The sequence below is a fragment of the Mucilaginibacter aureus genome (genome assembly GCF_053514885.1).
Genome location: NZ_CP170601.1, coordinates 3978438 through 4004906, shown reverse-complemented (window position 1 = coordinate 4004906; position 26469 = coordinate 3978438). Strand labels below are relative to the sequence as shown.

The 26469-nt window shown below is 44.7% G+C and carries 22 protein-coding genes; 12 read left to right on the top strand and 10 right to left on the bottom strand.

Annotation, left to right across the window (positions count from 1 at the left end; all coding sequences use genetic code 11):
- Positions 1-8: 8 nt before the first annotated feature.
- Positions 9-2462 (bottom strand): TonB-dependent receptor, encoded by a 2454-nt coding sequence (locus tag ACFGVR_RS16955; protein WP_448698535.1) that lies wholly within the window; start codon positions 2460-2462, stop codon positions 9-11.
- Positions 2463-2570: 108 nt separating this feature from the next.
- Here ACFGVR_RS16955 and ACFGVR_RS16950 point away from each other — a divergent pair, with 108 nt between their 5' ends.
- Entirely contained in the window at positions 2571-3056 is a 486-nt protein-coding gene (locus ACFGVR_RS16950) for a methylated-DNA--[protein]-cysteine S-methyltransferase (RefSeq protein ID WP_448698534.1), read from the top strand.
- On the opposite strand, the gene ACFGVR_RS16945 is transcribed toward ACFGVR_RS16950, so the two are convergent.
- The 8 genes from ACFGVR_RS16945 to ACFGVR_RS16910 all read right to left on the bottom strand — a co-directional run bounded on the left by ACFGVR_RS16945 (position 3045) and on the right by ACFGVR_RS16910 (position 12459).
- A complete protein-coding gene (locus ACFGVR_RS16945) occupies positions 3045-4988 on the bottom strand; it encodes a response regulator (RefSeq protein ID WP_448698533.1) in 1944 nt (647 codons plus the stop codon). The two genes, ACFGVR_RS16950 and ACFGVR_RS16945, sit on opposite strands and share 12 nt — an antisense overlap.
- A gap of 28 nt (positions 4989-5016) precedes the next feature.
- Positions 5017-5619: a chemotaxis protein CheB gene (locus tag ACFGVR_RS16940; RefSeq protein ID WP_448698532.1), complete on the bottom strand. Its 603-nt coding sequence runs from the start codon at positions 5617-5619 to the stop codon at positions 5017-5019.
- Positions 5612-6439, bottom strand: coding sequence for a CheR family methyltransferase (locus ACFGVR_RS16935; protein WP_448698531.1), 828 nt, complete (start codon positions 6437-6439; stop codon positions 5612-5614). The genes ACFGVR_RS16940 and ACFGVR_RS16935 overlap by 8 nt, the downstream gene beginning before the upstream one ends.
- A 2-nt stretch (positions 6440-6441) precedes the next feature.
- Positions 6442-9885 carry a response regulator gene (locus ACFGVR_RS16930; protein WP_448698530.1) on the bottom strand — a complete coding sequence of 1148 codons (3444 nt, stop codon included), beginning with the start codon at positions 9883-9885 and terminating at the stop codon, positions 6442-6444.
- A gap of 140 nt (positions 9886-10025) precedes the next feature.
- Positions 10026-10445: a hypothetical protein gene (locus tag ACFGVR_RS16925; protein ID WP_448698529.1), complete on the bottom strand. Its 420-nt coding sequence runs from the start codon at positions 10443-10445 to the stop codon at positions 10026-10028.
- A 15-nt stretch (positions 10446-10460) separates the two neighbouring features.
- A complete protein-coding gene (gene gldC / locus ACFGVR_RS16920) occupies positions 10461-10790 on the bottom strand; it encodes a gliding motility protein GldC (RefSeq protein WP_448698528.1) in 330 nt (109 codons plus the stop codon).
- A gap of 18 nt (positions 10791-10808) precedes the next feature.
- Positions 10809-11087: a hypothetical protein gene (locus ACFGVR_RS16915; protein ID WP_448698527.1), complete on the bottom strand. Its 279-nt coding sequence runs from the start codon at positions 11085-11087 to the stop codon at positions 10809-10811.
- 10 nt (positions 11088-11097) lie between these two features.
- The gene (locus ACFGVR_RS16910; protein WP_448703043.1) at positions 11098-12459 is read right to left on the bottom strand and encodes a DEAD/DEAH box helicase; all 1362 of its coding nucleotides are present in this window, start codon (positions 12457-12459) and stop codon (positions 11098-11100) included.
- A gap of 134 nt (positions 12460-12593) precedes the next feature.
- Between ACFGVR_RS16910 and ACFGVR_RS16905 the strand changes: the two genes are divergently transcribed.
- The 11 genes from ACFGVR_RS16905 (at position 12594) to ACFGVR_RS16855 (ending at position 25543) form a co-directional block, all read left to right on the top strand.
- Positions 12594-13931: a dihydroorotase gene (locus tag ACFGVR_RS16905; protein WP_448698526.1), complete on the top strand. Its 1338-nt coding sequence runs from the start codon at positions 12594-12596 to the stop codon at positions 13929-13931.
- 186 nt (positions 13932-14117) lie between these two features.
- Positions 14118-14759, top strand: coding sequence for a (2Fe-2S)-binding protein (locus ACFGVR_RS16900; RefSeq protein WP_448698525.1), 642 nt, complete (start codon positions 14118-14120; stop codon positions 14757-14759).
- Positions 14756-15739, top strand: a complete 984-nt coding sequence (locus ACFGVR_RS16895) for an FAD binding domain-containing protein (protein WP_448698524.1) — start codon at positions 14756-14758, stop codon at positions 15737-15739. Before ACFGVR_RS16900 ends, ACFGVR_RS16895 begins: the two co-directional genes overlap by 4 nt.
- 13 nt (positions 15740-15752) lie before the next feature.
- On the top strand, positions 15753-17882 hold the full coding sequence (locus ACFGVR_RS16890; protein ID WP_448698523.1) for a xanthine dehydrogenase family protein molybdopterin-binding subunit: 2130 nt from the start codon (positions 15753-15755) through the stop codon (positions 17880-17882).
- Positions 17882-19021 carry an XdhC family protein gene (locus ACFGVR_RS16885; protein WP_448698522.1) on the top strand — a complete coding sequence of 380 codons (1140 nt, stop codon included), beginning with the start codon at positions 17882-17884 and terminating at the stop codon, positions 19019-19021. The genes ACFGVR_RS16890 and ACFGVR_RS16885 overlap by 1 nt, the downstream gene beginning before the upstream one ends.
- A gap of 108 nt (positions 19022-19129) precedes the next feature.
- Positions 19130-19702: a nucleotidyltransferase family protein gene (locus ACFGVR_RS16880; RefSeq protein WP_448698521.1), complete on the top strand. Its 573-nt coding sequence runs from the start codon at positions 19130-19132 to the stop codon at positions 19700-19702.
- A 142-nt stretch (positions 19703-19844) separates the two neighbouring features.
- Positions 19845-20900, top strand: a complete 1056-nt coding sequence (locus ACFGVR_RS16875; RefSeq protein ID WP_448698520.1) for a type III polyketide synthase — start codon at positions 19845-19847, stop codon at positions 20898-20900.
- A gap of 3 nt (positions 20901-20903) precedes the next feature.
- Positions 20904-21395, top strand: coding sequence for an isoprenylcysteine carboxyl methyltransferase family protein (locus ACFGVR_RS16870; protein WP_448698519.1), 492 nt, complete (start codon positions 20904-20906; stop codon positions 21393-21395).
- Positions 21396-21598: 203 nt separating this feature from the next.
- Entirely contained in the window at positions 21599-22921 is a 1323-nt protein-coding gene (locus ACFGVR_RS16865) for an amidohydrolase family protein (protein ID WP_448698518.1), read from the top strand.
- 404 nt (positions 22922-23325) lie between these two features.
- Entirely contained in the window at positions 23326-23820 is a 495-nt protein-coding gene (locus tag ACFGVR_RS16860; RefSeq protein WP_448698517.1) for a DinB family protein, read from the top strand.
- Positions 23821-23929: 109 nt separating this feature from the next.
- Positions 23930-25543: a fucose isomerase gene (locus ACFGVR_RS16855; protein ID WP_448698516.1), complete on the top strand. Its 1614-nt coding sequence runs from the start codon at positions 23930-23932 to the stop codon at positions 25541-25543.
- A gap of 170 nt (positions 25544-25713) precedes the next feature.
- Here ACFGVR_RS16855 and ACFGVR_RS16850 read toward each other — a convergent pair whose 3' ends face one another.
- Positions 25714-26400, bottom strand: coding sequence for a Crp/Fnr family transcriptional regulator (locus ACFGVR_RS16850; RefSeq protein WP_448698515.1), 687 nt, complete (start codon positions 26398-26400; stop codon positions 25714-25716).
- Positions 26401-26469 lie beyond the last annotated feature (69 nt).

Below are 26469 nucleotides of genomic sequence, written 5' to 3'. Positions count from 1 at the left end.
TTGACCGGTTAAAATTCTTTATCGCCAAACTCGCTTACGGGCAGCCTGGCCTTTTTATTCAACCGGTTAAAATTAAAGCTCAGGTTAAGCAGCAGCATATCGGTTTCCTGCACATAGTTTGTGGTCGTATAAAAATTAGTACCCCACGTTGTTATGCGCTGTTGATTGGTGGGTATAATGCCTAAACTCATGTTTTGCCACAATAGCATAATATCCATACGCCCTTTAAAAAAGGTTTTTTTGAACGATGAATTAGGTGTTACAAATCTCGAATCTTTACCCTGGGCAGTTACTCTTTCTGATAAATAATTGAGGTTAAAATTAAAACTGCTGCTTGCTGTAAACTTAACAGTGGTATTAACATTAACCAAATAATTCCAGCTTGCATTAGTAACAGGTATAGTGTTGTTAAACAGGTTACCGTTAATTTGATAATGATACAGGTTTGCACCAAGGTAAAATTGCCATACTCCGGTTATTTTAATATCGCTGCCAAACTCGGCACCCCATAAACTTGCAGCGCCTGCGTTAGTGTAGATACGTAGTAATATGGTGTCGGTTAAAGGCTGGTTTACCCGGTTAATGGCATTTTTTATTTGCTGATGATATCCGGTTATAAAAACCGACCCTTTACTAAAATCTTTGATCAGTCCCAGCTCGGTCAGATCCACAAATTCGGGCAACAGGTTAGGATCGCCCAGTTCTGCCGTTTCAGAGTGTTCCCTTTCGGGATAAGGATTAAGCTCGTTAAAGTTAGTGCGCTGTATACGCCTGCTGTAGCCTGCTTTAAGTTTCAGATCGGGTTTAACGCTGTAAAGTATGCTGGCCGATGGAAACAGGTTTGACAAGTACAAGCTATATAAATTAACTGCCTGGTTAGCCGAAAAATTACGCGATGAATATTCATACCGCAGCCCGCCGGTATACTGCAACCGCCCCGCCTTGCCCGAATACTGGGTATAAACACCTTGTATCAGGTTTTTAACATCGGTTACATTATCTGATAACGTAATAAGCGGGCCGCTGCTTAATGTTTGCTGTTGGGTGGTAAAATCGCCGTTTTGTTTCTGATACTTAAACAGGTACCCGCTTTCTAATTTTCCGGGGCCGACAGTAATGCCGTAATCTGCCTGCAGGCGATAGCCATGTAACGGGTTGGTATTGTTATTAAAAGTATATTGCTGTAAAGTATTGGTATCCGGGTAATTAAGGTTGCGATTTTTAGTATAACCATCTAATTCATCGTACTCCACCAATCCGGATAAGGCCAGTGTAGATTTATTACTGAAGGTGTGATTATAATCAAGGTTGCTTAAAGTAAACCGGCCCTGCCGTTTAACCAGGTTTGAGTTATAATAGGTTGTTTTACCGATGGTTTTGCCTGTGTTAATATCGGTTTTTGTATTGTTATAGATCAGATCGGCAATACGGTACTGGGTACGTTCGCCATGATAAAACCCGGCGGTCAACACATTATTTTTATCAGGAGTAAAACTCACGTTTGCCCTAACCGAATAATTATCCCGCCTGAAGCTGCGTTCGCCTAACGACGGAAAAGTGGTATAACGATCAGCTATAGTTGTGTTTACATTGCCTTCGCGCCTGCCCGCAATATCATTACGCAGATAATTTGCACCTGCCGTAATATCCCATTTATCCACACGGTAGTTTATGGTGGCATCGGCGCCAAAGCGTACCGGGGCGTACACGTTATTAAAATCGTAAGTACTTGGTAAACCACCCTGTACATTAGTTGTTACTGAGAAGCCATTGTTCGCTCCTTTTTTTGTGGTAATGTTAATAATGCCGGCTTTACCATCCGCATCGTACTTAGCCGATGGCGAGGTGATCAGTTCAATATTTTCGATGCTGTTTGCCGGTAACTGGCTCAGTATAGTTGTGGCATCGGCCTGCACAGGCTTACCATTGAGTAAAACGAGTAACCCGGCAGAGCCCCGCATGCTGATCTCGCCCTGCGAGTTTACCGAAACCGACGGCATGTTTTTGATCACATCGATCGCGTTGCTGCCTTTCGCCGCCTGAAACTGATCGGCTTTATAAACTTGTTTATCAATTTTATTATATACCGATGCCTTTTGCCCGGTAACATTGATCTCGTTTAGCAGTTTGGGATCAGGACTTATGCCGATATTGCCCAGCTTTACCGCCTGGTTTTTGGTAAGGTTTAAATTCGGAACGATCCGGGTAATGTAGCCTATAAAGCGAATTTTAAGATAGTAGTTCCCCGCTTTTAAATTGCTAAAAGCAAATGCACCGGTATTATTGGTAACTACACCGTTTACCAACGATGAATCGACAGAATTGTACAAAACAACATTGGTATATTCTAAAGGCTGATTGGTAGTTTTATCGATAACTGCGCCATTTATTGAAATAGTTTGTGCCCGGGAAGTTATCGAAACAAATAAAAAAACAAGAGTTAAGCAGAGTGATCTGATCATTGATTTAAGCCGGGACGCAAATATAAACAACAGCTTTATCGTGATTATTAATACAGCATAAATTTACCATTATCTTTCAATCATAGCTATATTTCTTTATCTTAGTGTATGCCTCAACTCTATTATCAAACACCTGTAGGCACCGCCCGTATCACCGATACCGGCGGCTTTATAAGCAGTGTGAGTATTTTAGATGATGTACCCGAAATGGAACAGCAATCATCCGAAGTAATTGAGCTTGCCGTAAAACAATTGGACGAGTATTTTGCAGGTACGCGCACAATTTTTGATTTTCCGATGAAACAGGAAGGCTCTGCTTTTCAGCAGCAGGTTTGGGATACGCTGCTGAAGATAGATTACGCCAAAACAATATCATACAAACAGCAATCACAAATGATGAATAACCCGCTGGCTATCCGCGCTATTGCTGCAGCTAACGGCCAAAACCATTTATGGCTGGTTGTGCCCTGCCACCGGGTTATCGGCGCCGATGGCAGCCTTACCGGTTATGGCGGCGGCCTGTGGCGCAAAAAATGGCTATTGGCTCACGAAGCGAAGGTGGCCGGCGTTGGTCAAACCGCTTTAAACTTTTGATAGTTTAGACACGTTTAGCAGTTGGGCAATTTTTTGATGCAATTCGTAAGGGTGGAATGGCTTACCCAGCACATCATTCATACCCGCAGCCAAAGCCTGTTGCTGTTCATGATCAAACGTAGCTGCCGATAGTGAAATAATAGGCACGCTCCGCTTGGGTTCATCAAAATCAACCCTGATGCTTTTAGCCGTTTGGTAGCCGTTCATTTCGGGCATGTGCGTATCCAGCAGTATCAGGTCAAAATCTTTTTCCCTCAATGTCTCTATCGCCTTACGGCCATTGTCCACCATCACAATATCAATGTCCCAGCTTTTGAGCATTTTATTCATCATAAACTGGTTTACCACGTTATCTTCTGCCAGTAATATTTTCACATCGGTAAATGGTGGCAAATCCTTCATGTTAATGGTTTTAACTGTTTGCACTTTGGGTGCCTGGGCTATTGTATACCAATTGGTAAAGGTAAATACGCTGCCTTTATCCATCTGGCTGCTTACGGTCAGGTCGCCGCCCTTAAGCTCAATTAACCTTTTAACAATGGCTAAGCCTAACCCGGTTCCGCCATATTTGCTGGTGGTATCGTCTTCGGCCTGCTCAAACGAGTCGAATATTTTATTCAATCTGCTGGCGGGTATACCTATGCCGGTATCTTCCACACTAAATTTAAGCTTAACCTTGTCATTATGGCTTTTTTCCACACCTACCGAAAGCTTAACATAACCCTTATCCGTAAACTTAATGGCGTTGCCAATTAAATTCATCATAATCTGGTTAAGCCGCAGCGAATCAACCATAATACACTCAGGTACAGTAGGTGCTACCTCGAGCATCAGTTCAATATTTTTTTCATCGGCCTTGTATTTCAACAGGTCCATGGCCGAGTTTACGATATCACGAATGTTGCATACCGTGCGTACAATGCTGAATTTACCCGCTTCAATTTTTGAGATATCCAGTACATCATTTATTACCCCTAATAACGATTGTGATGATACGTTGAGCAATTCGATCATACCCTGTTGCTGACTGTCAAGCTGGGTGTTTTTAAGCAAGCCGGCCAAACCGATGATCCCGTTAACCGGCGTACGCAGCTCATGGCTCATGTTAGCCAAAAAGGTTTCTTTTACCTTACGGCCGTATTCGGCCAGCTCTTTTGATTTGATGAGTTGCTCCAGGTAGCTTTTTTGCGGGGATATATCGCTGATGTTCATAAAGATCACCTTATTGCGATATGAGGCGCGGCATTCAACCCATATTATCCGTTTATCAAATGTTTCAAACTTAAATTCAAAAACGGCAAAACCCAGGTTATCTTTAATGATCTCTTCGAGTTTTTTTCTGAATGCCGGCTGGTCAGTATCAACTGCCAGGTCAAAAATGCTTTTGCCTTTAATTTCTTCAGGCTTGTACTGCATTATTTTTTCAATAGCCGGGTTAATGCTCTTAATGCGAAAGGTATGTGCATCAACCGAGCAGATAATATCGGCCGAATTACTCACCACTAAAGCATAATTCTCCAGCTCTTCGTTTTTCTTTCTGATCTCGAGCTGGTTACGCGACATCCGGATAAACGAATCAACCTTGGCCGAAGTAATATACGGATCGAGCGGCTTGTACAAATAATCTATACCACCTGCGCCAAAACCCTGTACCGCGTATTTCGATTCGGTTGAAATAGCGGTTACAAAAATGATGAGGATATCTTTGGTGCGCGGATTGGATTTGAGCATGCTGGCAAATTCAAAGCCATCCATCTCGGGCATTTGCACATCCACAAGCGCAATGCTTATTTCGTTCTCCCAGGCAATTTTCAGTGCATCATTTGGCGAAGTTGTTGATAATAAGTTAACACCTTTTTGCGCAATTAAGGCCTCAAGTGCAATAATGTTTTCTGGTTTATCGTCAACTATAAGTATATTGACTGGGATCATTCGTAGTTATATATAAGGTAAGCGGCTTTTAAGTTTGACTATTACTTCGCATTAGGTTTAATATTTGGTTTGTTTTTAAAATATATTCACCGGCATTCATATCTATTGCCGCTTGCGGCATAGTACTTATTTCGGCTTCTTCCGGATCCTGCACAATGGTTAACGCTCCATTGCTACGCAGTTTAAGCAAACCCTCGGCCCCATCCTGGTTTGCTCCCGAAAATAACATGGCAGCGCATTTTGCACCATAAACGCGTGCAGCGCTGTCAAAAGTCACATCAATTGAAGGCTTTGAATACCATACAGACTCTGATACATCTAACGCAAAAATCTTGTTCTTTTCAATCAGGGTATGGTAATTTGCCGGCGCTATATAAACCTTACCGACGGCTATTTTATCCTTGTCCGCAATCTCGCTGACGGATATACGGCAATTATCGTTAAAAAGATTTTCAATATCACTAAAATTATTTTTACCCCTGTGGATAATGATCACAACAGTTTGTTTAAAATCACCTGGTAACGATTTGATGATATCAAAAATAGGCGTAAACGAACCCGCAGAGCCGCCAATAAAAATAACTTCGGCGCTGTGCAAACGGTGCAATATGGCATCTGGCAGGCTATCCAATTTTTTGGTAGATATTCTCCCGTGAATTTATAACTTTTAATCTCTTTTTATAATAATCTGATCGTATCGTTTCCTTTGACCCTAAGCACAAAAACCCTAAATTGCATAAGCTGTTGTAAAACACATCCAGCACCTTATCCTGCAGCTCGCTTTCAAAATAAATAAACACATTGCGGCAGCATATCATCTGGAACTCATTAAACGCGCCATCCGAAATAAGGTTGTGTACAGAGAACAAAGTATTTTTTTTTAGTTCCGAATGTACCGTAGCCGCATCGTACATAATAGTAAAATGATCGGTAAGGGTGCCCGGTAAACCTGCCTGGTTATAGTTTTCGGCATACCCTTTAATGTTCCGCAGGCTGTAAATACCTTTTTTAGCGCTCTTAAGTACCTCTGTATTGATATCTGTACCGTAAATAAACGATTTGTCTATGTACCCCAGTTCCTGCATCAGTATAGCGAGCGAGTAGGGCTCTTCGCCCGATGAGCAACCCGCACTCCATATCTTTATCCGCTGAAACGTTGAGAGATAAGGCATTACCTCCGTTTTAAGCGCCCGGTAAAACGATGGATCGCGAAACATTTCGGTAACGTTTACCGTGATCTCTTCCAAAAACTCCTGAAAAAAGGCAGTATTGTTGATCAGTGCATACCGCAGCTCCCAAAAGTCAAATTTTTTCATCTGCATTATCCGCATAACTCTTCGTTTTAACGAAGCTTTTGAATAATGCATAAAATCAAACCCGTAAAGGTTCTTTACAAGACTTATCAGTTCGTTTAGCTGTGTCGAATCTAATTCTTCCGGAAGATTACCCATCTTTATTGCTCAAGCCAGACCTGCATTAATGCCAGCAATCTGTCTATATCAACAGGCTTGGTTATATAATCGTTTGCACCGGCCTCAATACATTTTTCCCTGTCTTCTTTCATTGCCTTCGCGGTAAGCGCAATTACGGGCAACTTGTTGTATTTAGCCTGTTTACGTATCTGGCGCATTGATTCGTAGCCATCCATCACAGGCATCATAATATCCATCAGCACCAGGTCAATGTCGGCTATTTCATCAAGCTTGTTTAATGCTTCCTGCCCGTCGTTGGCTATTTCAACCAGCATATCATAATTCTCTAAAGCGCTGCTTAACGCGAATATGTTGCGCATGTCATCGTCAACTACCAGTATTTTTTTGTTCTTTAACATTTGTCTGTCGCCCGAATAAGATTTTACTTTAATAGCGGCCTTACCCTGGTAAGGATGATCGGCCATACTGTTAATTTTATTTAAAAATAGATTTACCTCGTCTATTAACCGTTCACTCGACTTGTTGTTTTTAACAACCATTGCATTGGCATATTGCATTAGCCTGTTAACCGAAGTTTTATCCAGTTCCATGGCGGTATTGACGATAACCGGCAGCTCGGCAAAACGGTCGATCTCTTTGATCTTATCCAGCAGATCAAGTCCCGAAATATCGGGCAGGTTCAGATCAAGTATCACGCACTGGTACTCGTTATCCAATATCATGTTAAATGCGGTTTCTCCATCAAAAGCCTGGTCAACGGTAATGCCCTGTTTTTCCATCAGCTCTTTCAGAGCATGGCTCTGCACCTGGTGATCTTCGATCAATAGTATCTGTTTAAACGCACTCCCGCTTTTGGCAGCCATATCTTTAAACAGGTTATCTAAAATATCTGTATTGATCGGTTTTTTAAGGAAACTGATAGCTCCCGATTTACGCACCTTGTTTGCAGCGGCATCCCCCGCCGACATTAAATGCACGGGGATAGTTTCTGTTTCGTTATCAGCCTTGATTTCCTTTAATATTTCCCAGCCATCTTTACCTGGCAACATAATATCCAGTATTACGGCATCGGGCAGGTTTTCTTTGATGGTTATAAATGCCTGGTCGCCATCATGCACCAGGATAGATTTGTAACCATGCTCCTTCGAGTAATCCTGCAATATGTTGGCAAAGTTTTTATCGTCTTCCACAATCACCACCAGCGGCTCGGTACGCCCCTTCCTGATGGTGTCAATTTTCAACGGACTTTGCAGTTTAAACGGCGCGGCTTCGTCGGCATGTACTATTAAGTCGCCAATTTCAGGCAGGTCCTCATTTTCGGTTTTAAATACAATACCTTCAACAGGCAATGTAAAGGTAAACTCGCTGCCTTCGCCCGGGGTACTTTTTACGCTAATAACCCCGCCCAATAAACTGGCCAGCTCACGGCTTATTGATAAACCCAAACCGGTGCCGCCATATTTACGACTGGTTGAACCATCGGCCTGCTGGAAAGCTTCAAATATCAGTTTTTGCTTATCATAAGGTATACCTATGCCGGTATCTTTAATCGTTAACGATAAGTTTTTACGCGCCGGATCGGCAGTAGCTATAATGCTTACCGAACCGTTTTCGGGCGTAAATTTAAACGCGTTCGAAAGCAGGTTTTTGATCACCTGCTGTGTGCGGGTATTATCCGTCAACACATATTCGGGCACGTTGGCATCCAGATGTGTTGTAAATTTTATTTTTTTACCTGTTGCTACCTCAGCAAAAAGCATCTCCATATCTTTCAATATTTCGCTTACTTTCACTTTCTCGTTCACCAGGTCCAGCTTGCCCGATTCTATTTTCGACAGATCGAGAATATCATTGATCAGTGTCAGCAGGTCATTACCGGCGTTAAATATCACACTGGCATACTTGATCTGGTCTTCGCTTAAATTGGCCGGTTTATTATCCTTCAATATCCGCGCAAGCACCAAAATACTGTTTAACGGGGTGCGCAATTCGTGGCTCATATTGGCCAAAAACTCCGATTTGTATTTACCCGTTGTTTCCAGCTGGTGCATTTGCTGGGTTATTGAGCGCCGGGCCTCTTCAATAGCCTGGTTCTTTTCTTCCAGTAAACTGGCTTTTTCTTCCAATTCGGCATTGGTGGTTCGCAGCTCTTCCTGCTGTACGCGCAACTCTTCTTCTGATGCCTGCAGCATTTCGGTTTTCCGCAACAGCTCTTCGTTAGTGGTGCGCAATTCTTCCTGTTGCGCTTCCAGTTCTTCGGCCTGTTGTTGTACCTCTTCGAACAGATCGTGCATTATGGTGCGAGCCTGCGCAGTGTTAATGGCTATGCCAATAATATCCGAAGTTAGTTTCAGATAATCTTCCTCGCCCGATGTCAATTCACCGGCAAAACCAAACTCTATCGCACCTTTCAGTTTTTTATCAAAAAAGAAAGGCACTACAACCGCGTTGTAAACCTCTTGCCTTAATAACGACGATTCCAGGCCCAGCTTATCATTCAGCTTACCTTTAATGATCTGTGTACGCCCGTTTTCGGCAGCCTGGCCCAGCCAGCCTTCGCCCATCCTCACCTGTTTTTTGATCGCATCGGTATTGTGGAAAGCGTATGCCGCAGTAAATTCGAGCCTGTTCTCTTCGGGATTAAATAAATAGAAAGTGCCGGTTTGCGCGCCTGCATATTCACAGGCTTCGGCGATAACTTTTTGGGCCATTTCTTTTTCACTTTGCTCTCCCTGTACCAGTTCGCTGAGTCTGCCGGTACCGGTTAATAGCCAGTTTTTAGCTTCGTTTTCTTTTAAAACGATAGCCAGAGAAGCGTTTGCCCGGCCCACATCGTCAAAACTGCGCTGTATAAAAAAGAACAGGAAGATAACGATGATCAGAAATATCGACGACCCTGCTATGATAATGATAATAGCTGTGGTAGCTGCCTGATGCGAATTTTCTTTACGCACAGCCAACAAGCGGTTCTCTTCGTTTATCACATTGCCTGTGATCTGCCTGATGGAATCCATATTGGCTTTACCACGCAAAAACATATTGTTCTGCACCATAAAATCAAGGCCGCGCACAGGGCGTATCTCGATATTGGTCTTTAAAATTTCAAGCTGATGAGAAACCAGTTTTTTTAATGAATCTACACGCCTTACCTCAATCGGATTATCGCTGATCAAATTGCCAAGCGAATCAAGACTGGATTTAATTGCCGGTAAAGCTTCCTTATAAGGATCCAGGAAAACAGGTTTGTTGGTAGCGCCAAAACCACGCATACCTGTTTCGGCATCTATCATATACTGCAGCAGATCCGTCGAACTGTGGATAACCCTTTGGGTATGGTTCACCCATTTATTATCTTCTTCAAGTTTTTGTATGCTGTTGTAGGATAAAAAGGCGACAACGAAAACTAACAGGATCGATACCAAAAAGCCGGTAAGTACCTGTTGCCGGAAAGAAAGTTTTAACATGTGGTAGAGTTTATACTATTGCGCTATTATGGGTTGAATATATGGACCACAATATAAATACGAAAATGCGAAATAAAAAGATGTTTTTCATTCCGCATAGCTATAACAAGAAAATAATTAAATTAGTACAAAAAGCCAATTTAATTAGCGGGCTGTTTTATTGGTTTTGGCTTGGCGCCGAATGTACCGCCTACACTTAATATGGCACCAGCAAATAGCAGATACCAGCCCCATTTAAATCTGATCATGCGCGACAGGCCAGATGCCATGCCTTTAAACGGGATAAAGTTAAACGTACTTTTTACCTGTAAAACCGCGGCTATATAAATCAGCACAACCAGGGCCAGCGTAACATAGGCCGCAATTTTTAGTAACGGCCGCCTATCCAGCACTGCGGCCAGTATACCAACGGCGGCTATCAGCAACACCACTATTCCATAAGGTTTATTCAGACCGAACAGGTTGTAATTAAACAAATGGAACGGACGCAGCAAAGGGCAATAGGCGCCAGCTATAACCAATACAAAACCCACAAACGAGATGAGTGAACTGATGCGCATGGCTTAAATATACAATTATTGTTTCAATTCCATTTTATCGGCAAAGTGCGCGCAATAATCACGAAGATCTTCAATAATGTTTTTTTCGCCGGTGGCACGTAAAAAGCTATCGCCCATAGTTTGCAGACTTTCGTAAAAAAAACGTTTCATTTCGTCAACGGGCATTTCTTTTGTCCACAGGTCAATGCGCAGGGTGTTTTTATAGTTATGATCCCAAAGGGCCAGCATAAACGAGCTTACCGCAAGCGCCTCTTTGGTTTTTGAATCGGTTGATTCCCAGGTTATGTTTTCAGGAACATTATTATCGTCCAGTTCAATCGTTAATTTGATCTCAGCTTTCTTCATCGAAATATATAGAATGTGTTATTTTACTATTAGAAATATTACGGCAGTTAAAACGATAAAGCTCGATTCAACTATCCATAACTTTTTGATCTCCGGGAAAAAGTTGCGCAGCATCAGGTCTAAAAAGGCCACAACCAGTCCAAAAAAGAAAAATATAATGCTCAGCGTAACCTTTAAATGCTGCTGAGGCAAGGCATAAGCGATATTAAGCACATGCGCGCCCTTTATAAAAATAAGGCCGGCCATTACAAAAAAGAACGCGGTAGCAAAGTTAAGCGGTGTAATTCTGAGCTTCATTTAATATTTGTTATCGTCTTTTCCTGTTTTCTTTTTGTGCCGCGGCCTTTTTACCCGGCCTGTTGTTGCGTGCCGCAGGTTTGCTTGTTTTACCTTTGGCAGCATCAAACTTTTTACGCTGGTTAAGCGTCTTCTTTTCGTGGAAGGCTCCTTTAAATTCAGGGTCTTCTTTACGTTTCTGCATATCCACTTCCATGGCCTGCTCCTGCCGTTCCTGGTATGGTGTTTCTTCCACAAAAACTTCGGCGGGCAAAGGTATCACAGTAATTTGTTGGCGAATAAGCTTTTCTATCTTTTTTATGTAATATTCTTCGGCCGGGGTGCAAAAAGTTATCGCCGTACCCGATTGAAATGCCCTGCCCGTACGACCGATGCGGTGCACATAATCTTCGTAAACTATCGGCACATCAAAATTGATCACATGGCTCACATCGCTCACATCAATACCCCGTGCGGCTACATCAGTAGCAACCAGTATCTTCACCTCATCGTTTTTAAACGCGTTGATGGAGTTGATCCGGGTGTTCTGCCCTTTGTTGGCATGTAATACCCTCACCTCCTTTTCGCCAAATTTGCGTAGCAAAAACTTGTATACATCCTCGGCAGCATAACGGGTTTTACAAAAGATGATCAGTTTTTTAATATCCTCCGGCTGGTCAAGCAGGTATTTGAGCAGGTGTATTTTGGTTTTTACATTGGGCACATAGTACAGGTTCTGCTGCACGGTTTGTGCCGGTGTAGCTTGTGGTGTAACTTCAATGGTGGTCGGGAACTCTAAAAAGTTTGAAGACAGCTCATTGATCTTATCCGACATGGTAGCCGAAAACAACAGGTTTTGCCTCTTCCGCGGGACAACTTCCAGTATCCGGTTTATCTGGGGCATAAAGCCCATGTCCATCATTTTATCGGCCTCGTCAAGCACCAAAACCTGCAACAGCTTGGTTACAATATGTCCAGCAAGGTAAACATCCATAAAACGGCCGGGTGTTGCCACAATGATATCCACGCCTTTGTCGATCAGTTCCTTTTGCGTTTTGGGGCCCAATCCGCCGTAAAGGCAAACAATACGCAGGTCGGTATATTTCGAAAATTCGCGCGAGTTTTCTTCTATCTGCAGGGCCAGTTCACGCGTCGGCGCTACAATTAAGGCGCGTACATCATTACCCTGGGCGTATTTAAGCTTCATAATGATGGGCAGCATATAAGCAGCCGTTTTACCGGTGCCTGTTTGCGCTATACCCATCACATCCTGCCCGTTCATTATCGGCGGGATAGCTTTTTGCTGTATAGGCGTAGCTTCGGTATAACCGGCATCGGCAATAGCGTTCAGTATTTGCCGGTTAAAGCCAAAATCATCAAAAGTTACAGACATGGCGGCAAAGATAGCGTTTACATTATAGAGTAAAGAGCAAGGAGCAAAGATTAAGGATTTCATTTTGTACTGATTTGTCGAAATGGCTCTTTTATCTTTGTTCTTTGTTCCTTGCTCTGCATATATTTGCACCTATGTCCACCATCCTCATCAAACAAGCCACCATAGTTAACGAAGGCCGGCAATTCATCGCCGATGTACTGATCAAAAAGGGTATCATCGAACGTATCGACAGCCACATCGACCAGCATGCCGATCAGGTGATCAACGCCGAAGGTTTGTACCTGTTGCCAGGGATGATAGACGACCAGGTGCATTTCCGTGAGCCGGGATTAACCTACAAGGCCAATATCCATACCGAAAGCCGCGCCGCTGTAGCCGGTGGTATTACCAGTTTTATGGAGATGCCCAATACAGTACCCAACACGTTAACCCAACAACTATTGCAGGATAAATACGATATCGCTGCCAAAACATCGTTGGCTAACTACTCGTTTTTTATCGGCGCCAGTAACGATAATTTGGACGAGGTTTTGCGTACCGATGCAGCCAGCGTTTGCGGTGTTAAGGTATTTATGGGTTCATCAACCGGTAATATGCTGGTAGACAATCCCACCACATTAGAGAAGCTTTTTGCCGAATGCCCCATGCTTATCGCTACACATTGCGAGGATGAGCAGACCATCAAAGATAACCTGGAACATTTTAAGCAACTGCTGGGCGAAAACATCCCGGTAAAGCTGCATCCTAAAATTCGCAGTGCCGAGGCTTGCTATCTGTCATCAAGCATGGCGGTTGAGCTTGCCAAAAAACACAGCACGCGTTTACACATTCTGCATATATCCACCGAAAGGGAAACGCATTTGTTTGATAACACCATCCCGCTAAAGGATAAAAAGATCACCGCCGAAGCCTGCATACATCATTTATGGTTTAGCGATGTCGATTATGCAAGCAAAGGCAATCTCATTAAATGGAACCCGGCCGTTAAAACCGCGGCCGATCGTGACGGTGTTTTAAAGGCTGTGCTCGATAACCACATCGATATCATCGCTACCGATCATGCCCCGCATACCATTGAAGAGAAGGATAAACCCTACCTGCAGGCACCATCGGGCGGGCCATTAGTGCAACATGCTATGCCCGCGCTTTTAGAGATGCACCACCAGGGTAAAATAACTTTGGAGCAGATTGTTGATAAAGCTGCCCACTCCCCTGCCATTTGTTTTAAAATAGAGAAACGTGGTTTTATCCGCGAAGGTTACTGGGCCGACTTAACGCTGGTTGATCTCAATTCGCCATGGCAGGTGAGCAAGCAAAACATCCTGTATAAATGTGGCTGGAGCCCATTCGAAGGACAAACCTTCCGGTCAAAAATTACACACACTATCGTATCGGGCAATTTAGCTTACGCCGATGGTAAGTTGATTGATAACGTAATGGGACAGCGACTTGCATTTAACGCTCAATAAAGGCATGTAACAACCCGAAATTATTAATTCATTTGCACATCTAAATACATTTGCACATTTGCACATCAAAGCCCCTTCCTGCCAAAATAGCTAAACAAATAGCCAAAACCGTTGTATAATATTGTAGTTACATCCCCATTTACTGCCAAATATTTTTGTAATTTCACGATATTATAAACTAACCTTATGGCCTCAAAAAAGCCCGATATATTGCCCGAAAGCGAAGATTTGCTTAACGGTACCAGGCGCGATTTTATTAAACAGTCGTCTTTGCTTACCGCCGTTGCGTTAACACCGGCAACCCTCGTTAAAGCAGCCGAAAGCGGTCTCGACGAAAAGATAGCTTCCGTTTTTGAAAAAGTCCCCCTCAGCATTACTGTAAATGGTGTAAAACACGAGGTTTCGGTTGAACCGCGGGTTACCCTGCTTGATCTGCTGCGCGAACAGTTGCATCTTACCGGCACCAAAAAAGGTTGCGATCGTGGCCAATGCGGCGCATGCACCGTACATGTGGATGGCAAACGGGTAAACTCGTGCCTCAGTTTAGCCCTCATGCACGATGGGCACAAAATAACCACCATTGAGGGCCTGGCAAACGGCAATGATCTTCACCCCTTACAGGAAGCATTTATTAAACACGATGGCTTTCAGTGCGGCTATTGTACGCCGGGGCAGATCATGTCGGGCGTAGCCTGCATCCGCGAGGGCCATGCCAATAACGAACATGATATCCGTGAATACATGAGCGGTAACATTTGCCGCTGCGGTGCCTATCCCAATATCGTTAACGCCATACTCGAAGTAAGCAAAGGAGGGCAAAAAGTATGAACCAGTTTCAGTATGTACGCCCTGCCGAGCAAGCAGCAGCCATCAAAGCCTTTGTTAAAGATGCCAATACCCAGTTTATAGCCGGCGGCACCAACCTCATCGACCTGATGAAAATGGGCGTGGTAAAACCCGACCGCCTGGTGGATATCAACCGCCTCCCGCTTAAAGACATTAAAAAAACACCCACCGGTATCCATATCGGCGCGCTGGCCCTTAACAGCCAGGTTGCCGAAAATAGCTTGATATTACAACATCATCCGGTATTGGCCCTGGCGTTAAATGCCGGTGCTTCGCCGCAATTGCGCAACATGGCAACCGTTGGCGGTAATATGTTGCAGCGCACCCGCTGCGGTTATTTTTTTGACACCAGCATGCCCTGCAACAAACGCGAGCCGGGCACAGGCTGCGGCGCTATCGGCGGTATTAACCGTATGCATGCCATCTTCGGCGCAAGCCCAAGCTGTATAGCTGTGCACCCAAGCGATATGTGTGTTGCTTTGGTAGCTTTGGATGCCACCGTTACCGTAGTGGGTTTAAAAGGTCAGCGCCATATTCCGTTTGCCGATTTTCACCGTTTGCCGGGAGATCATCCGGAGCATGATAACACGCTGCAAAAAGGCGAACTGATCTTAGGTATCGACATCCCGGATGCGCATCCAACTAAAAACGTAGCCTATTTAAAGGTTCGCGACAGAACATCTTACGCCTTTGCACTGATATCTGTAGCAGCCGTATTGAACATAGAAGGCGGCATCATCAAAAATGCAAAACTGGCTATGGGCGGCGTGGCGCATAAACCATGGCGCCTGCACGATGCCGAAAGATCATTGATCGGTAAACCTGCCAATGTTGACAGCTTTAAGCAGGCATCGCAAATTGCCATGCAGGGAGCCAAAGCGTACAAATACAACCAGTTTAAATTAAAACTTGGCCCCAACACAATTGTCCAGGCGTTAAAAACAGCAGCATCAATAGCATAATATGGAAGAGCGAATGAAAAAAAGCGTCATCGGCGAACCCATGGATCGCGTTGATGGCAGGCTAAAAGTTACGGGCGCTGCCACTTACTCGGCCGAGCACAAAATACCCAACCTGGTATATGGGGTACTGGTACCGGGCACCATTGCCAGCGGAACTATTACATCACTGGATACCAAAGCAGCCGAGGCTGCACCTGGTGTGTTAACGGTGATCAGTCATTTAAATGCACCACAGTTACAAGGTTTTCAACCCAGCGGCACCAATACCAACGGCAAACCAACTTACCGTGTTTTTGGCAGCGATAGGCTATTTTTTAACGGCCAGCCTATTGCGCTGATAGTTGCCGATACCTTTGAACGCGCTACTCACGCGGCATCGCTGGTTAAAGCTACCTATCAAAAAGACGAACATAAAACCAACCTGGAAGATAACATGGCTAATGCCGTGGCTCCCGGCCGCGGTAGAGATTATCAACGCGGTATAGTTGATGCCTATAAAACCGCACCGGTTATCATAGAGCAAACCTATACGCTGCCTACCGAGGTGCACAGCCCTATGGAACTGCACAACACTACCGCCTTTTGGGAGGGTGACAAGGTTACCGTGTTCACCAAATCGCAGGGCGTAAAGGCAACCCAGCAAAGCATCATGAATACCTTTAAACTGACCGACGCACAAGTACAGGTCAATTCGCGCTTTGTGGGTGGGGCTTTCGGCTCGTCGCTGCGTACCTGGCCGCACGAAATTGCCACGGTAATGGCCGCAAAAAAAGTAGGCCGCCCGGTTAAATTGATGCTTACGCGCGAACAGATGTTTACATCGGTTGGCTACCGGCCAAAAACCGTTCAAAAAATAGGTTTGGGCGCTGCAGCAGATGGTCAGCTGATAGGTATTACTCACGAATCTTATTCGCAAACCGCCGTGTACGAAGAGTTTACCGAAGGTTCAAATAACGTATCGCGCTTTTTATATGCCAGTCCGAATGTAACCACACGATACAAAATAATTCCGCTTAACGTAGGTGTCCCCGCCCCTATGCGCGGCCCGGGCGAAGCTACCGGCGCTTACGCGATCGAGTCGGCATTGGATGAATTATCTTACAAGCTGAATATGGACCCGATTGCCCTGCGTTTAAAAAATTATGCAGAGAATGATCCTGAAAGGAACCTGCCCTACTCCAGTAAGTATCTAAAGGAATGTTACAGCATAGGCGCCGAAAAGATCGGTTGGAGCAAACGCAGCCAAATACCCGGCTCGGTTATGGATGGCGACTGGCTGGTGGGCTTTGGCATTGGTTGCGGTGTATTTGGAGCGCACCGTGGCAAGGCTACCGCTAAAATTCGTATCTCGGCCGATGGCACCGTAAATATCCAATGCGCTACCGCCGATATTGGCCCGGGTACAGCAACGTCTATGACATTGATCGCTGCCGATGCCTTAGGTTTGCCGCCCGAAAAGATCACTTTTGAGTTGGGTAACTCTTCCTTCCCGCAAGCCGGGCAGCAGGGCGGTTCGTCAACCGTTTCTTCGGTGGGCTCAGCCGTGCACGATGTCAGCCTTGCATTGAAAAAGAAACTGATGGAGCTATCCGGCAAAACCGAGAACGATCTTTCGCCTGGCCAGTACACCGATATATTAAAACAGCAAAACCTGCCCTATATCGAGATCACACAAGGGTCGCAGGGAGGCGATGAAGGTTCAAAATATTCCATGTATTCGTTTTCGGCGCATTTTTGCGAAGTACGCGTACACCCCATAACCGGGCAGGTTAAAGTGGTAAAGGCGGTGGCCGCTGTTGACGCGGGCACCATCATCAATCATAAAACAGCCGGCAGCCAGATGATCGGCGGTGTGGTTGGCGGTATCGGCATGGCACTAACCGAAGAAGCTTTGTTTGATGACCGTTACGGCCGTTATATCAACGGCAACTTTGCCGATTACCATGTACCCGTACATGCCGATGTACCACAAATTGAGGTTGTATTTATTGATAAGCCCGACCCGGTGCTTAACCCGATGGGCACCAAGGGCATCGGCGAAATATCCATCATCGGCTTTGCCCCGGCTATTGCCAACGCGGTTTACAATGCAACAGGCAAGCGTGTGCGCGAAATGCCTATTACTCCCGATAAACTCATCTGATGAAGGAGATCAAAGATATCATCAGGGCTTACCAGGTCGCCGCAAAACAGGGCAAGCAAACTGCATTGGCAACCGTAGTGCTCGTAGAGGGTTCGGCTTATAGACGTGCAGGTGCGCGTATGCTGGTTACCGAAGACGGCGAGCTTACCGGCGCTATCAGCGGCGGGTGTCTCGAAGGCGATGCTTTGCGCAAGGCCCGCCTGGCTATGGCTCAGCAGCAACCTATGCTGGTTACTTATGATACTACCGATGACGATGATGCCAGGCTTGGTGTTGGCTTAGGCTGCAATGGCATTATCCATATTTTGATCGAACCTATCATCCATCCCGAAAACAGCAATAACCCTATCCGGCTATTGCAAAACATCAATAACAAACGCCAAAACGCGGTACTGGTTACGCTGTTTTCTTTACAGGACAGGAAAGCCGCACAACCCGGTACCTGTTTAATGGTAACCGAAGATGGTTTTGTAAAACATTCTTTGGCAAATCCGGATCTTAAAGACACATTGATCAACGATGCCCTTGATGTATTGCGCACAGGTATATCGGCAACTAAAATTTATGTCGATGGGTTGGAATACACCGGTTTTGTAGAGCATATTAAACCTGCAATATCAGTTATCGTTATAGGCGCAGGTAACGATGCCATCCCACTTACGCAGATGGCAGCCATTTTAGGCTGGGATGTAACCATAGTTGATGGCCGTAACAATTATGCTAAGGCAGACAGGTTCCCATCGGCAAAACAAGTGATCTGTGCCAAACCCGAGCAGGTTTTATCGCAAATTACTTTAGATGAGCGTAGCGTAATCGTATTAATGACACATAACTACAATTACGAAATGGCGCTATTACGTGAAGTTTTACCGCTTGACATTTCTTATATCGGTATGCTTGGCCCTAAAAAGAAGCTCGAACGGATGTTAGGCGAGCTGGAAGATACCGGGCTTAAAATTACCGGCAAACAGTTAGAAAAGCTTTACGGCCCGGTTGGGCTCGATATCGGCTCCGAAGGGTCCGAAGAGATCGCTTTATCCATCATCGCCGAAATAAAATCCGTGCTATCAGGCCGGGAAGGTTATTCGCTGAAATATAAACCGGTTTCTATTCATGCAGATGCAACAAAAATATCCTGATCTTCTTAAAAGCAAGGGTGTCATGGTGAGCTTGTCGAACCACAGCGGGCTGGCCTATACACCATCCTTCGACAAGCTCAGGATGACACCACATTATATATTCGCTCCATGACCGGCCTCATCATCCTGGCCGCGGGCCAGTCCACCCGTATGGGCAAACCCAAGCAGCAACTGCAGTACCAGGGCAACAGCCTTTTACAGCACAGTATCAACATTGCGCTTCAATCGCCATACCGACCTGTTGTGGTTGTGTTAGGTGCTTTTGCGGATGATATCCTGCCTGGCATCGCGCCCAAACCTATCGAGGTCATTATCAACACCAAATGGGAAGAAGGCATGGCATCGTCCATCCGCGCCGGTATCGATCATCTTCAAAATACGCCGGGTACCAGCAACGCACTTATTATGCTTTGCGATCAGCCGCACGTAAGTTCAAAACTGCTTAATGATATCCTGCGAAAGAAAAACAAAAGCCACAAAGGTATCATAGCCTGTGCCTACAACAATACCATAGGTGTACCTGTATTGTTCGGTCAAAAATATTTTTCCGAATTACTTACACTCACCGGCCACGAGGGCGCAAAAAAGCTTTTGGCTATTCATGCTGCTGATATTGAAACCGTTCCGTTTCCATTAGGTGCGGTCGATATTGATACGCCCCAGGATTATGAAAAACTATAATTTGTAGGGCAACGTATTTTTATTATAATCGTATAACATAATATACCGTTGTCATAATTAAATCATATCGGTGCAGGCGTAAAACCGTAAAACATTACCGGTATTATTTGTTATATAACTTAACTGTAACTTACATCCCTTTATGCCTTTTATAGCAACGGTATCAAAAATTGATCTGCCTTATAAAGTTGATCAGCAAAGCGTTAAACAACAGGCCCGCGAAATGTTCGCTGTCGATTTTCCACAGGTCGACCGGCTGATACATGCCTTTGACAATACCGAAATTGTGGAGCGTAATTTTGCCAAACCGCTGCCCTGGTACACCCAGTCAACTACCTTTGAAGAACGAAATAACGAGTATGTAAGGCTTGCTTTACAATACGCTGTCGAGGCGATCCAATCGGCTGTAATAAATGCCGGGATAGATAAAAACGACATTACCGATATCCTGTTCGTATCTACTACAGGGCTCTCTACACCCAGCCTTGATGCACTGATCATTAACCAGTTACGCCTGAACCAACATATTAACCGGATGCCCATTTGGGGATTAGGTTGTGCAGGCGGTGTATCGGGCATGGCCAAGGCAAACACTTTAGCCAAAGCCAATCCGGATGCCGTTGTGCTATTGGTTGCGATTGAATTATGCTCGCTAACATTGATCAAAAGCGATTACAGCAAAAGCAATTTTATCGGATCGAGCTTATTTTCGGATGGTATTGCGGCTTGCATCATTAAAGGCGATAACCACAAAACCCAACAGCAGATAAATTTTGTGGCAGCAAGCAGCAAATTGTATTACGATTCGCTCGAGGTAATGGGCTGGGACTTTCAGGACAAAGGGTTTAAGGTGGTTTTCTCTAAGGATATCCCAACCTTTATTCACGAAAATATTTTGCACGATATTACCGCGTTCTTATCAAAACACGGTCTTCAGCTATCCGATATCAAAAACTTTATTTTTCACCCCGGCGGCAAAAAGGTTTTGGATGCCTATACCGATGCACTGGACGTTGAAGGCGACTTCCTGAAAAATACCCGCGAGGTGATGAATAGCTACGGCAATATGTCGAGCGTTACGGTTTTATATGTGCTTGAAAAATTTATGCGCAAAGGTTTTACCGATGGTTACGGATTGATGCTGGCCATGGGGCCGGGCTTTTCGAGCGAGATGGTTTTGTTAAATATGAAAAATTAAGCCATGATATTTACCCTTTTTATCTGCTTTTTAATAGCACAGCGCCTTTTTGAATTATTTATATCAAGCCGCAATGCTGCCTGGCTCATCAAAAACGGCGCCGTTGAATATGGCAACGAGCATTATCCGTTTATAGTAGCAATGCATACCCTTTTTATCGCATCACTTATCGCCGAATATATCTGGCGCGGCATTGACGATATCAATTATTACCTGTTAATTTTATTTTTTATACTGATCGGTATTAAAATCATCGTGATATCTACTTTAGGATATTACTGGAACACCCGCATTTACAAAATACCCGGCAGCAGGCCAGTGGCCACCGGCATTTACAAATATGTTAAGCACCCCAATTATATTATTGTAGTCTGCGAAATTGCCATTATCCCGCTCACCTTTCACTTGTATTATACCGCCGCAATCTTCACCATTCTTAATGCTATTATGCTTACGGTGCGTATCAGTAAAGAGAACGAGGTTTTGGCAATGTGACGATCTTCAACTCAAGCTTTTATTAAACATCATTCTTCCTTTCCTGCTAACAAAATGACAAAAATCATTAAAGATAAGAAAATTTTCTTATAATTTTATTACTCATTATCAGATTGTTATAATCAATTGGCACTTGTTTGTTTTGAAGATAAGAAACTATTCTTATCTTCAATTTATAAACCATCAATTCACATATCATAATCATGAAAAAAGTAGCATTCTTCCTGCTTTGTGTTATGCCTGCAATTTTATTTGCACAACCCAACAAAGCCTATCTGATCAAAACCGGGAAACTGTTCGACAGCGAGTCGGCACAATTTAAATCCGGAATGGATATCCTTATCGCCCGCGGGCATATTGAGGATGTAAAACCCGATGCCGCGGTTACTGATGAAGAAAGAAAAAAATATACCCTGATCGATCTTTCGGCCTATACGGTGCTGCCCGGCCTGATCGACGCACATACCCATTTATTATACAAAGAGGATAACCTTGGCGCTGTTGAAAATGCCAGCACGCTTGCGCTCGAAAAACACCTCACGATGGATGGCGATGCCTGGCGTGCGCTTTATGGCGCGGCCCGGGCCAAAGGCTACCTGGAAAGCGGCATTACGTCGGTACAGGATCTGGGCAATTCGGGTATGTATGGCGATATAGCTTTGCGCAGGGCCATTGCCCAAAACCTGGTACCCGGGCCCAACATAAGCTGTGCCGGGCCCGGATTGGCTGCCGCCGGAGCGCAACTGCCCGGCCTGCTGTTTGCTAACCAGTCACTTGTTGATGGCGAATACCGGGTGATATCGGGCCCGGCCGATGCGGTACAGGCTGTGCGCGAGCACATTAACCAGGGTGTAAACGTTATCAAGCTCTATAGTGACAATCGCCCAAACCGAACCAAGCTCACTATTGAAGAGATGCGGGCCGCGGTTGATGAGGCGCATCGTTATAAAATACCCGTTGTTGCTCACGCCACTACGTTCGAATCGACACATAACGCGGTACTGGCAGGCGTGGATGTTATTGAACACGGTTATAATATAGCCGATTCTACCTTAATATTGATGGCTCAAAAGCACGTAGTACTGGTACCAACGGATGGCGACCGTGCCGGCCTGGTAGATTTACTGAAAACCAGGATGAAAGATACCACCCGTATGAACATCAATGTAAATAATAGCCGGAAAAGATCTATCGAGCGGTTGCAACGGGCAATTAAATATGGTGTAACGATAGCCTATGGCTCCGACGATTATGGCGCTTCTGACAGGCCTTTCGGCGAGCCGTCAAAACACACGCTCATCGGATATTATGAGGCGGGTTTGCCCATTACACAAGTGCTGCAGATCGGTACACGCAACTCGGCGCAGGTGCTGGGCTGGGGCAAATATCTTGGCATTTTGAAAAAAGATTACCTGCCCGATATTATCGCTGTTGATAACAGTATTGATAAGGATATTAATGCGATACTGAACGTTCGCTTTGTGATGAAGAACGGCACGATCTACAAAAATATAGACAAACCGTAAAAACGGATCGGCCATGCTAAGCATGGCCGATCTTTGCCTGTTTTTTAACCTAATCTTTTTATTAAATACCTGGTGTTTTTATAAATATTTATGTAGGCTTGGTATGATTCCCCATCAGTTTATTAACCAATTAATTGCAGTGTTTTTACCGCTGCGGCATACGTTCTGTTTCTATTTATTTATAAACCTACCCTCTCAAAAAAAATGAAAACCCAGGCAGACTAAAAAGACCTTTTTGACCGCGATCCCAAGCACTTCCCTACCGATAAAAAGGCGGTAGAGGCAATTGTTCAGGCGTGTGTAAATGTTGAGTTCTTTACTATTTCGCTGTTTTGGGTATATTTATAAAGCAGGATAATTACGCTCACATTAGGAAAATTTATTAGCCGGGCGTACATTTGGGTATGAATAAAGCCTTAGAAACCATCCGCCAAACCAGGAAAGCTACACTGGATTATGTTAAAGATCTGACCATCGAACAGTTAAACCATATCCCCGACGGATTTAACAACAACATAGCCTGGAACCTCGGACACATGGTGGCGGCACAGCAAGGCGTATGCTATAAGCGATCGGGCAATACACCGATGCATATTACCGATGAGTTTTTTATGCGCTTTAAGCCCGAAAGCAAACCGGAGCGCTTTATTACACAGGAAGAGATAGACCAGATCAAAACGCTGATGTTCTCTACCATCGATCAGCTGGAGGTTGATTATCAGCATCAAATATTTGGCACCCATACCCCGTGGACAACCCGCTATGGCGTACAGATAGGTAACCTTGACGAGGCCATTAACTTTTTACCGTTTCACGAAGGTTTGCATTTTGGCTACATTATGGCGCTTAAACGCGCGGTTATAGCTACAGCGGATGAAAGCAAACTGATGGAACCCTAACTATTAGGATAGGAAAGTACATAATCCTGCTAAATAAGCACAGAAAAGGCAGGGTTTTGTGATTGAAATTAGGAGGGTCAATAAATCTTCAATTTTAATATATCCTATCGTGACCAATAAAAACAACACCAAACAAATAACGCTCGTTGCCAGCGGCGATTCGCGCATTGCTGCCAACCAAAACTGCTGGCAGGCACAAGCCGAAATGGAGGCTTTACTAACCAAAGCCATTGAGCAGGCAGGTTACACCGTTAAACGCGCCCACGTTTATAACGCAGATAAAAAGCACGGCTTTATCGATTCGCAAAAAATGGGGATCGAAGTTTTCAAAACCATCGACCCGGATGCGCCGCTTATTGTTGCCGAAAGCGTTTGGCAATATAGCCATCACGTTTTAGCGGGGCTAACTACGCACAAAGGCCCTATTTTAACGGTTGCCAATTGGAGCGGTATGTGGCCGGGTTTGGTTGGGATGCTTAACCTCAACGGATCGTTAACCAAGGCAGGGGTAATTTACAGTACTGTTTGGAGCGAAAATTTTGATGATCAGTTTTTTTTAGATACCCTGGGAGAATGGTTATCTACCGGCAGGATCAAACATGACACCTCACATGTAAAAGATTATAACCTGGTTAAGATCCCGTTCAGCGAAGAGCAAACCGGCCGCACTTTCGCGCAAAATTTCCGTACCAACAAAGCCATTATGGGTGTGTTCGACGAAGGTTGTATGGGTATGTACAATGCCATTGTGCCCGATCACTTACTGCATCCTACCGGGATATTTAAGGAACGTTTAAGCCAATCGGCGCTATTTGCCGCCATGCAACTGGTAAAAGACGAAGAAGCGGAAGCCGCACTGCAATGGATGCTTGACCGCGGTATGCACTTTAACTGGGGCACCGACGAGAAGAATGAGCTGACCCGCAGCCAAACGCTCGAACAATGCAAAATGTATATTGCCGCCGGCCGCATGGCCGATTATTTTGGTTGTGATACCATTGGCATACAATACCAGCAGGGCATGAAGGATGTTACCGCCACCAGCGACCTGGCCGAAGGTTTGTTTAATAACATTGAACGCCCTCCTATTTATAATGAAAACGGTAAAGAAGTTTTTGCAGGCCATGCTATCCCTCACTTTAACGAAGTGGACGAATGTGCCGGCATCGACGCCTTACTGACCTATAAGCTTTGGCAGCAATTGGGCATGAGCGGCGAAAACACGCTGCACGATATCCGCTGGGGCGAACATTATAAAGGCGACGGTATCGACGATTTTGTTTGGGTGTTCCTCATTTCGGGCGCGGTACCTGCTTCGCATTTTAAAGATGGTTATGCCGGGGCATCGAGCGAGCGCCAGCCCCCTATGTTCTTCCCGAAAGGTGGCGGTACGTTAAAAGGCGTTAGTAAACCCGGGCAAATTGTTTGGAGCCGGGTTTATGTAATGAACGATGCCCTGCATTGTGATTTAGGGGTTGGCGAAGTAGCCCAATTGCCTGATGCGGAAACCCAGCGCCGCTGGAACGAAACCACACCACCCTGGCCCATCATGCACGGTATACTCAAAGGCGTTTCGCGCGATCAGCTGATGGCACGTCATCAATCTAATCACATCCATGTAGTTTATTGCGATGATGTAGCTACGGCCGCAAAAGCCTGCCGCATTAAAGCCGCCGCTTTTGATGAGTTAGGTATCCGGGTGCATTTTTGCGGCGATATCTGATCACAATAAAAATACCCGCTCCGACAAACCGGAATCGGGTATAACTTATTAAAGGTCAGCTATTCTAATTCTATTTTACCTTTCATTACCGTGTGTATACTGCAATAGTAACTCACTTCGGCGGTAACAGTCATAGACAGAACCTGTTAAAAAAGGGTTACAAAATAAAATCAGTTTGTGTTTATCGTGAGGGCCGTTAGTGCAGCTTCATCCAATAATTTAAAGCTCTTTCCCATCGTTGCGATCAAACCGCCCGCTAAAAACTCATTGGTTACTTTAAACAAGGTTTCATAGGATACCGCAGCAAAGGATGACAGATCCTGCCGTGTTAATTCAATATTAATTGCCCCGCTATCATCAGTACCGAATTGTTTTTTCAGGTTCAGCATAGCCAAAGCAATACGCTCTTTTACAGGCATGTGCACCAGGTTGCGCATCCGCTTTTCCGACTCCTGCAATTCGTTGGCAAAAAGTTTCATTAAAGCGTAAGTGAATTTGGGGTTCACATTCAGCGTCGATTCAAAAAACGTGAGGCTGATGGCGCAAATTACAGTTGGCTCGATAGCTGTAGTTGATACAGGGTAAACAGAATCGTTACCCAGGCCCATGTGGCCCAGTATATCGCCAGGTTTGGCAAAACGTATAATGATCTCTTTTTCATGATCCCAGCGTTTGTGCACCTTCACCTTGCCCGAATAAACAAAATAAATATGGTTAACCTTTTCACCTTCGGTAAAAATTTGCTGCCCCTTTTTTATCTGGATATTGTTTTTTTGAGCGGCTATAGCCGGAAGCCAGTCGGCTATGCAGCAAGAGCACATTAAACAGGTGGCAAGGTCACATTCGTGTTTCTTCATTCAGGATCGATCGTCAGACAATAATAGCATTAATCAGCCATATCGCTTTAATGTTATACAGCATTTTTA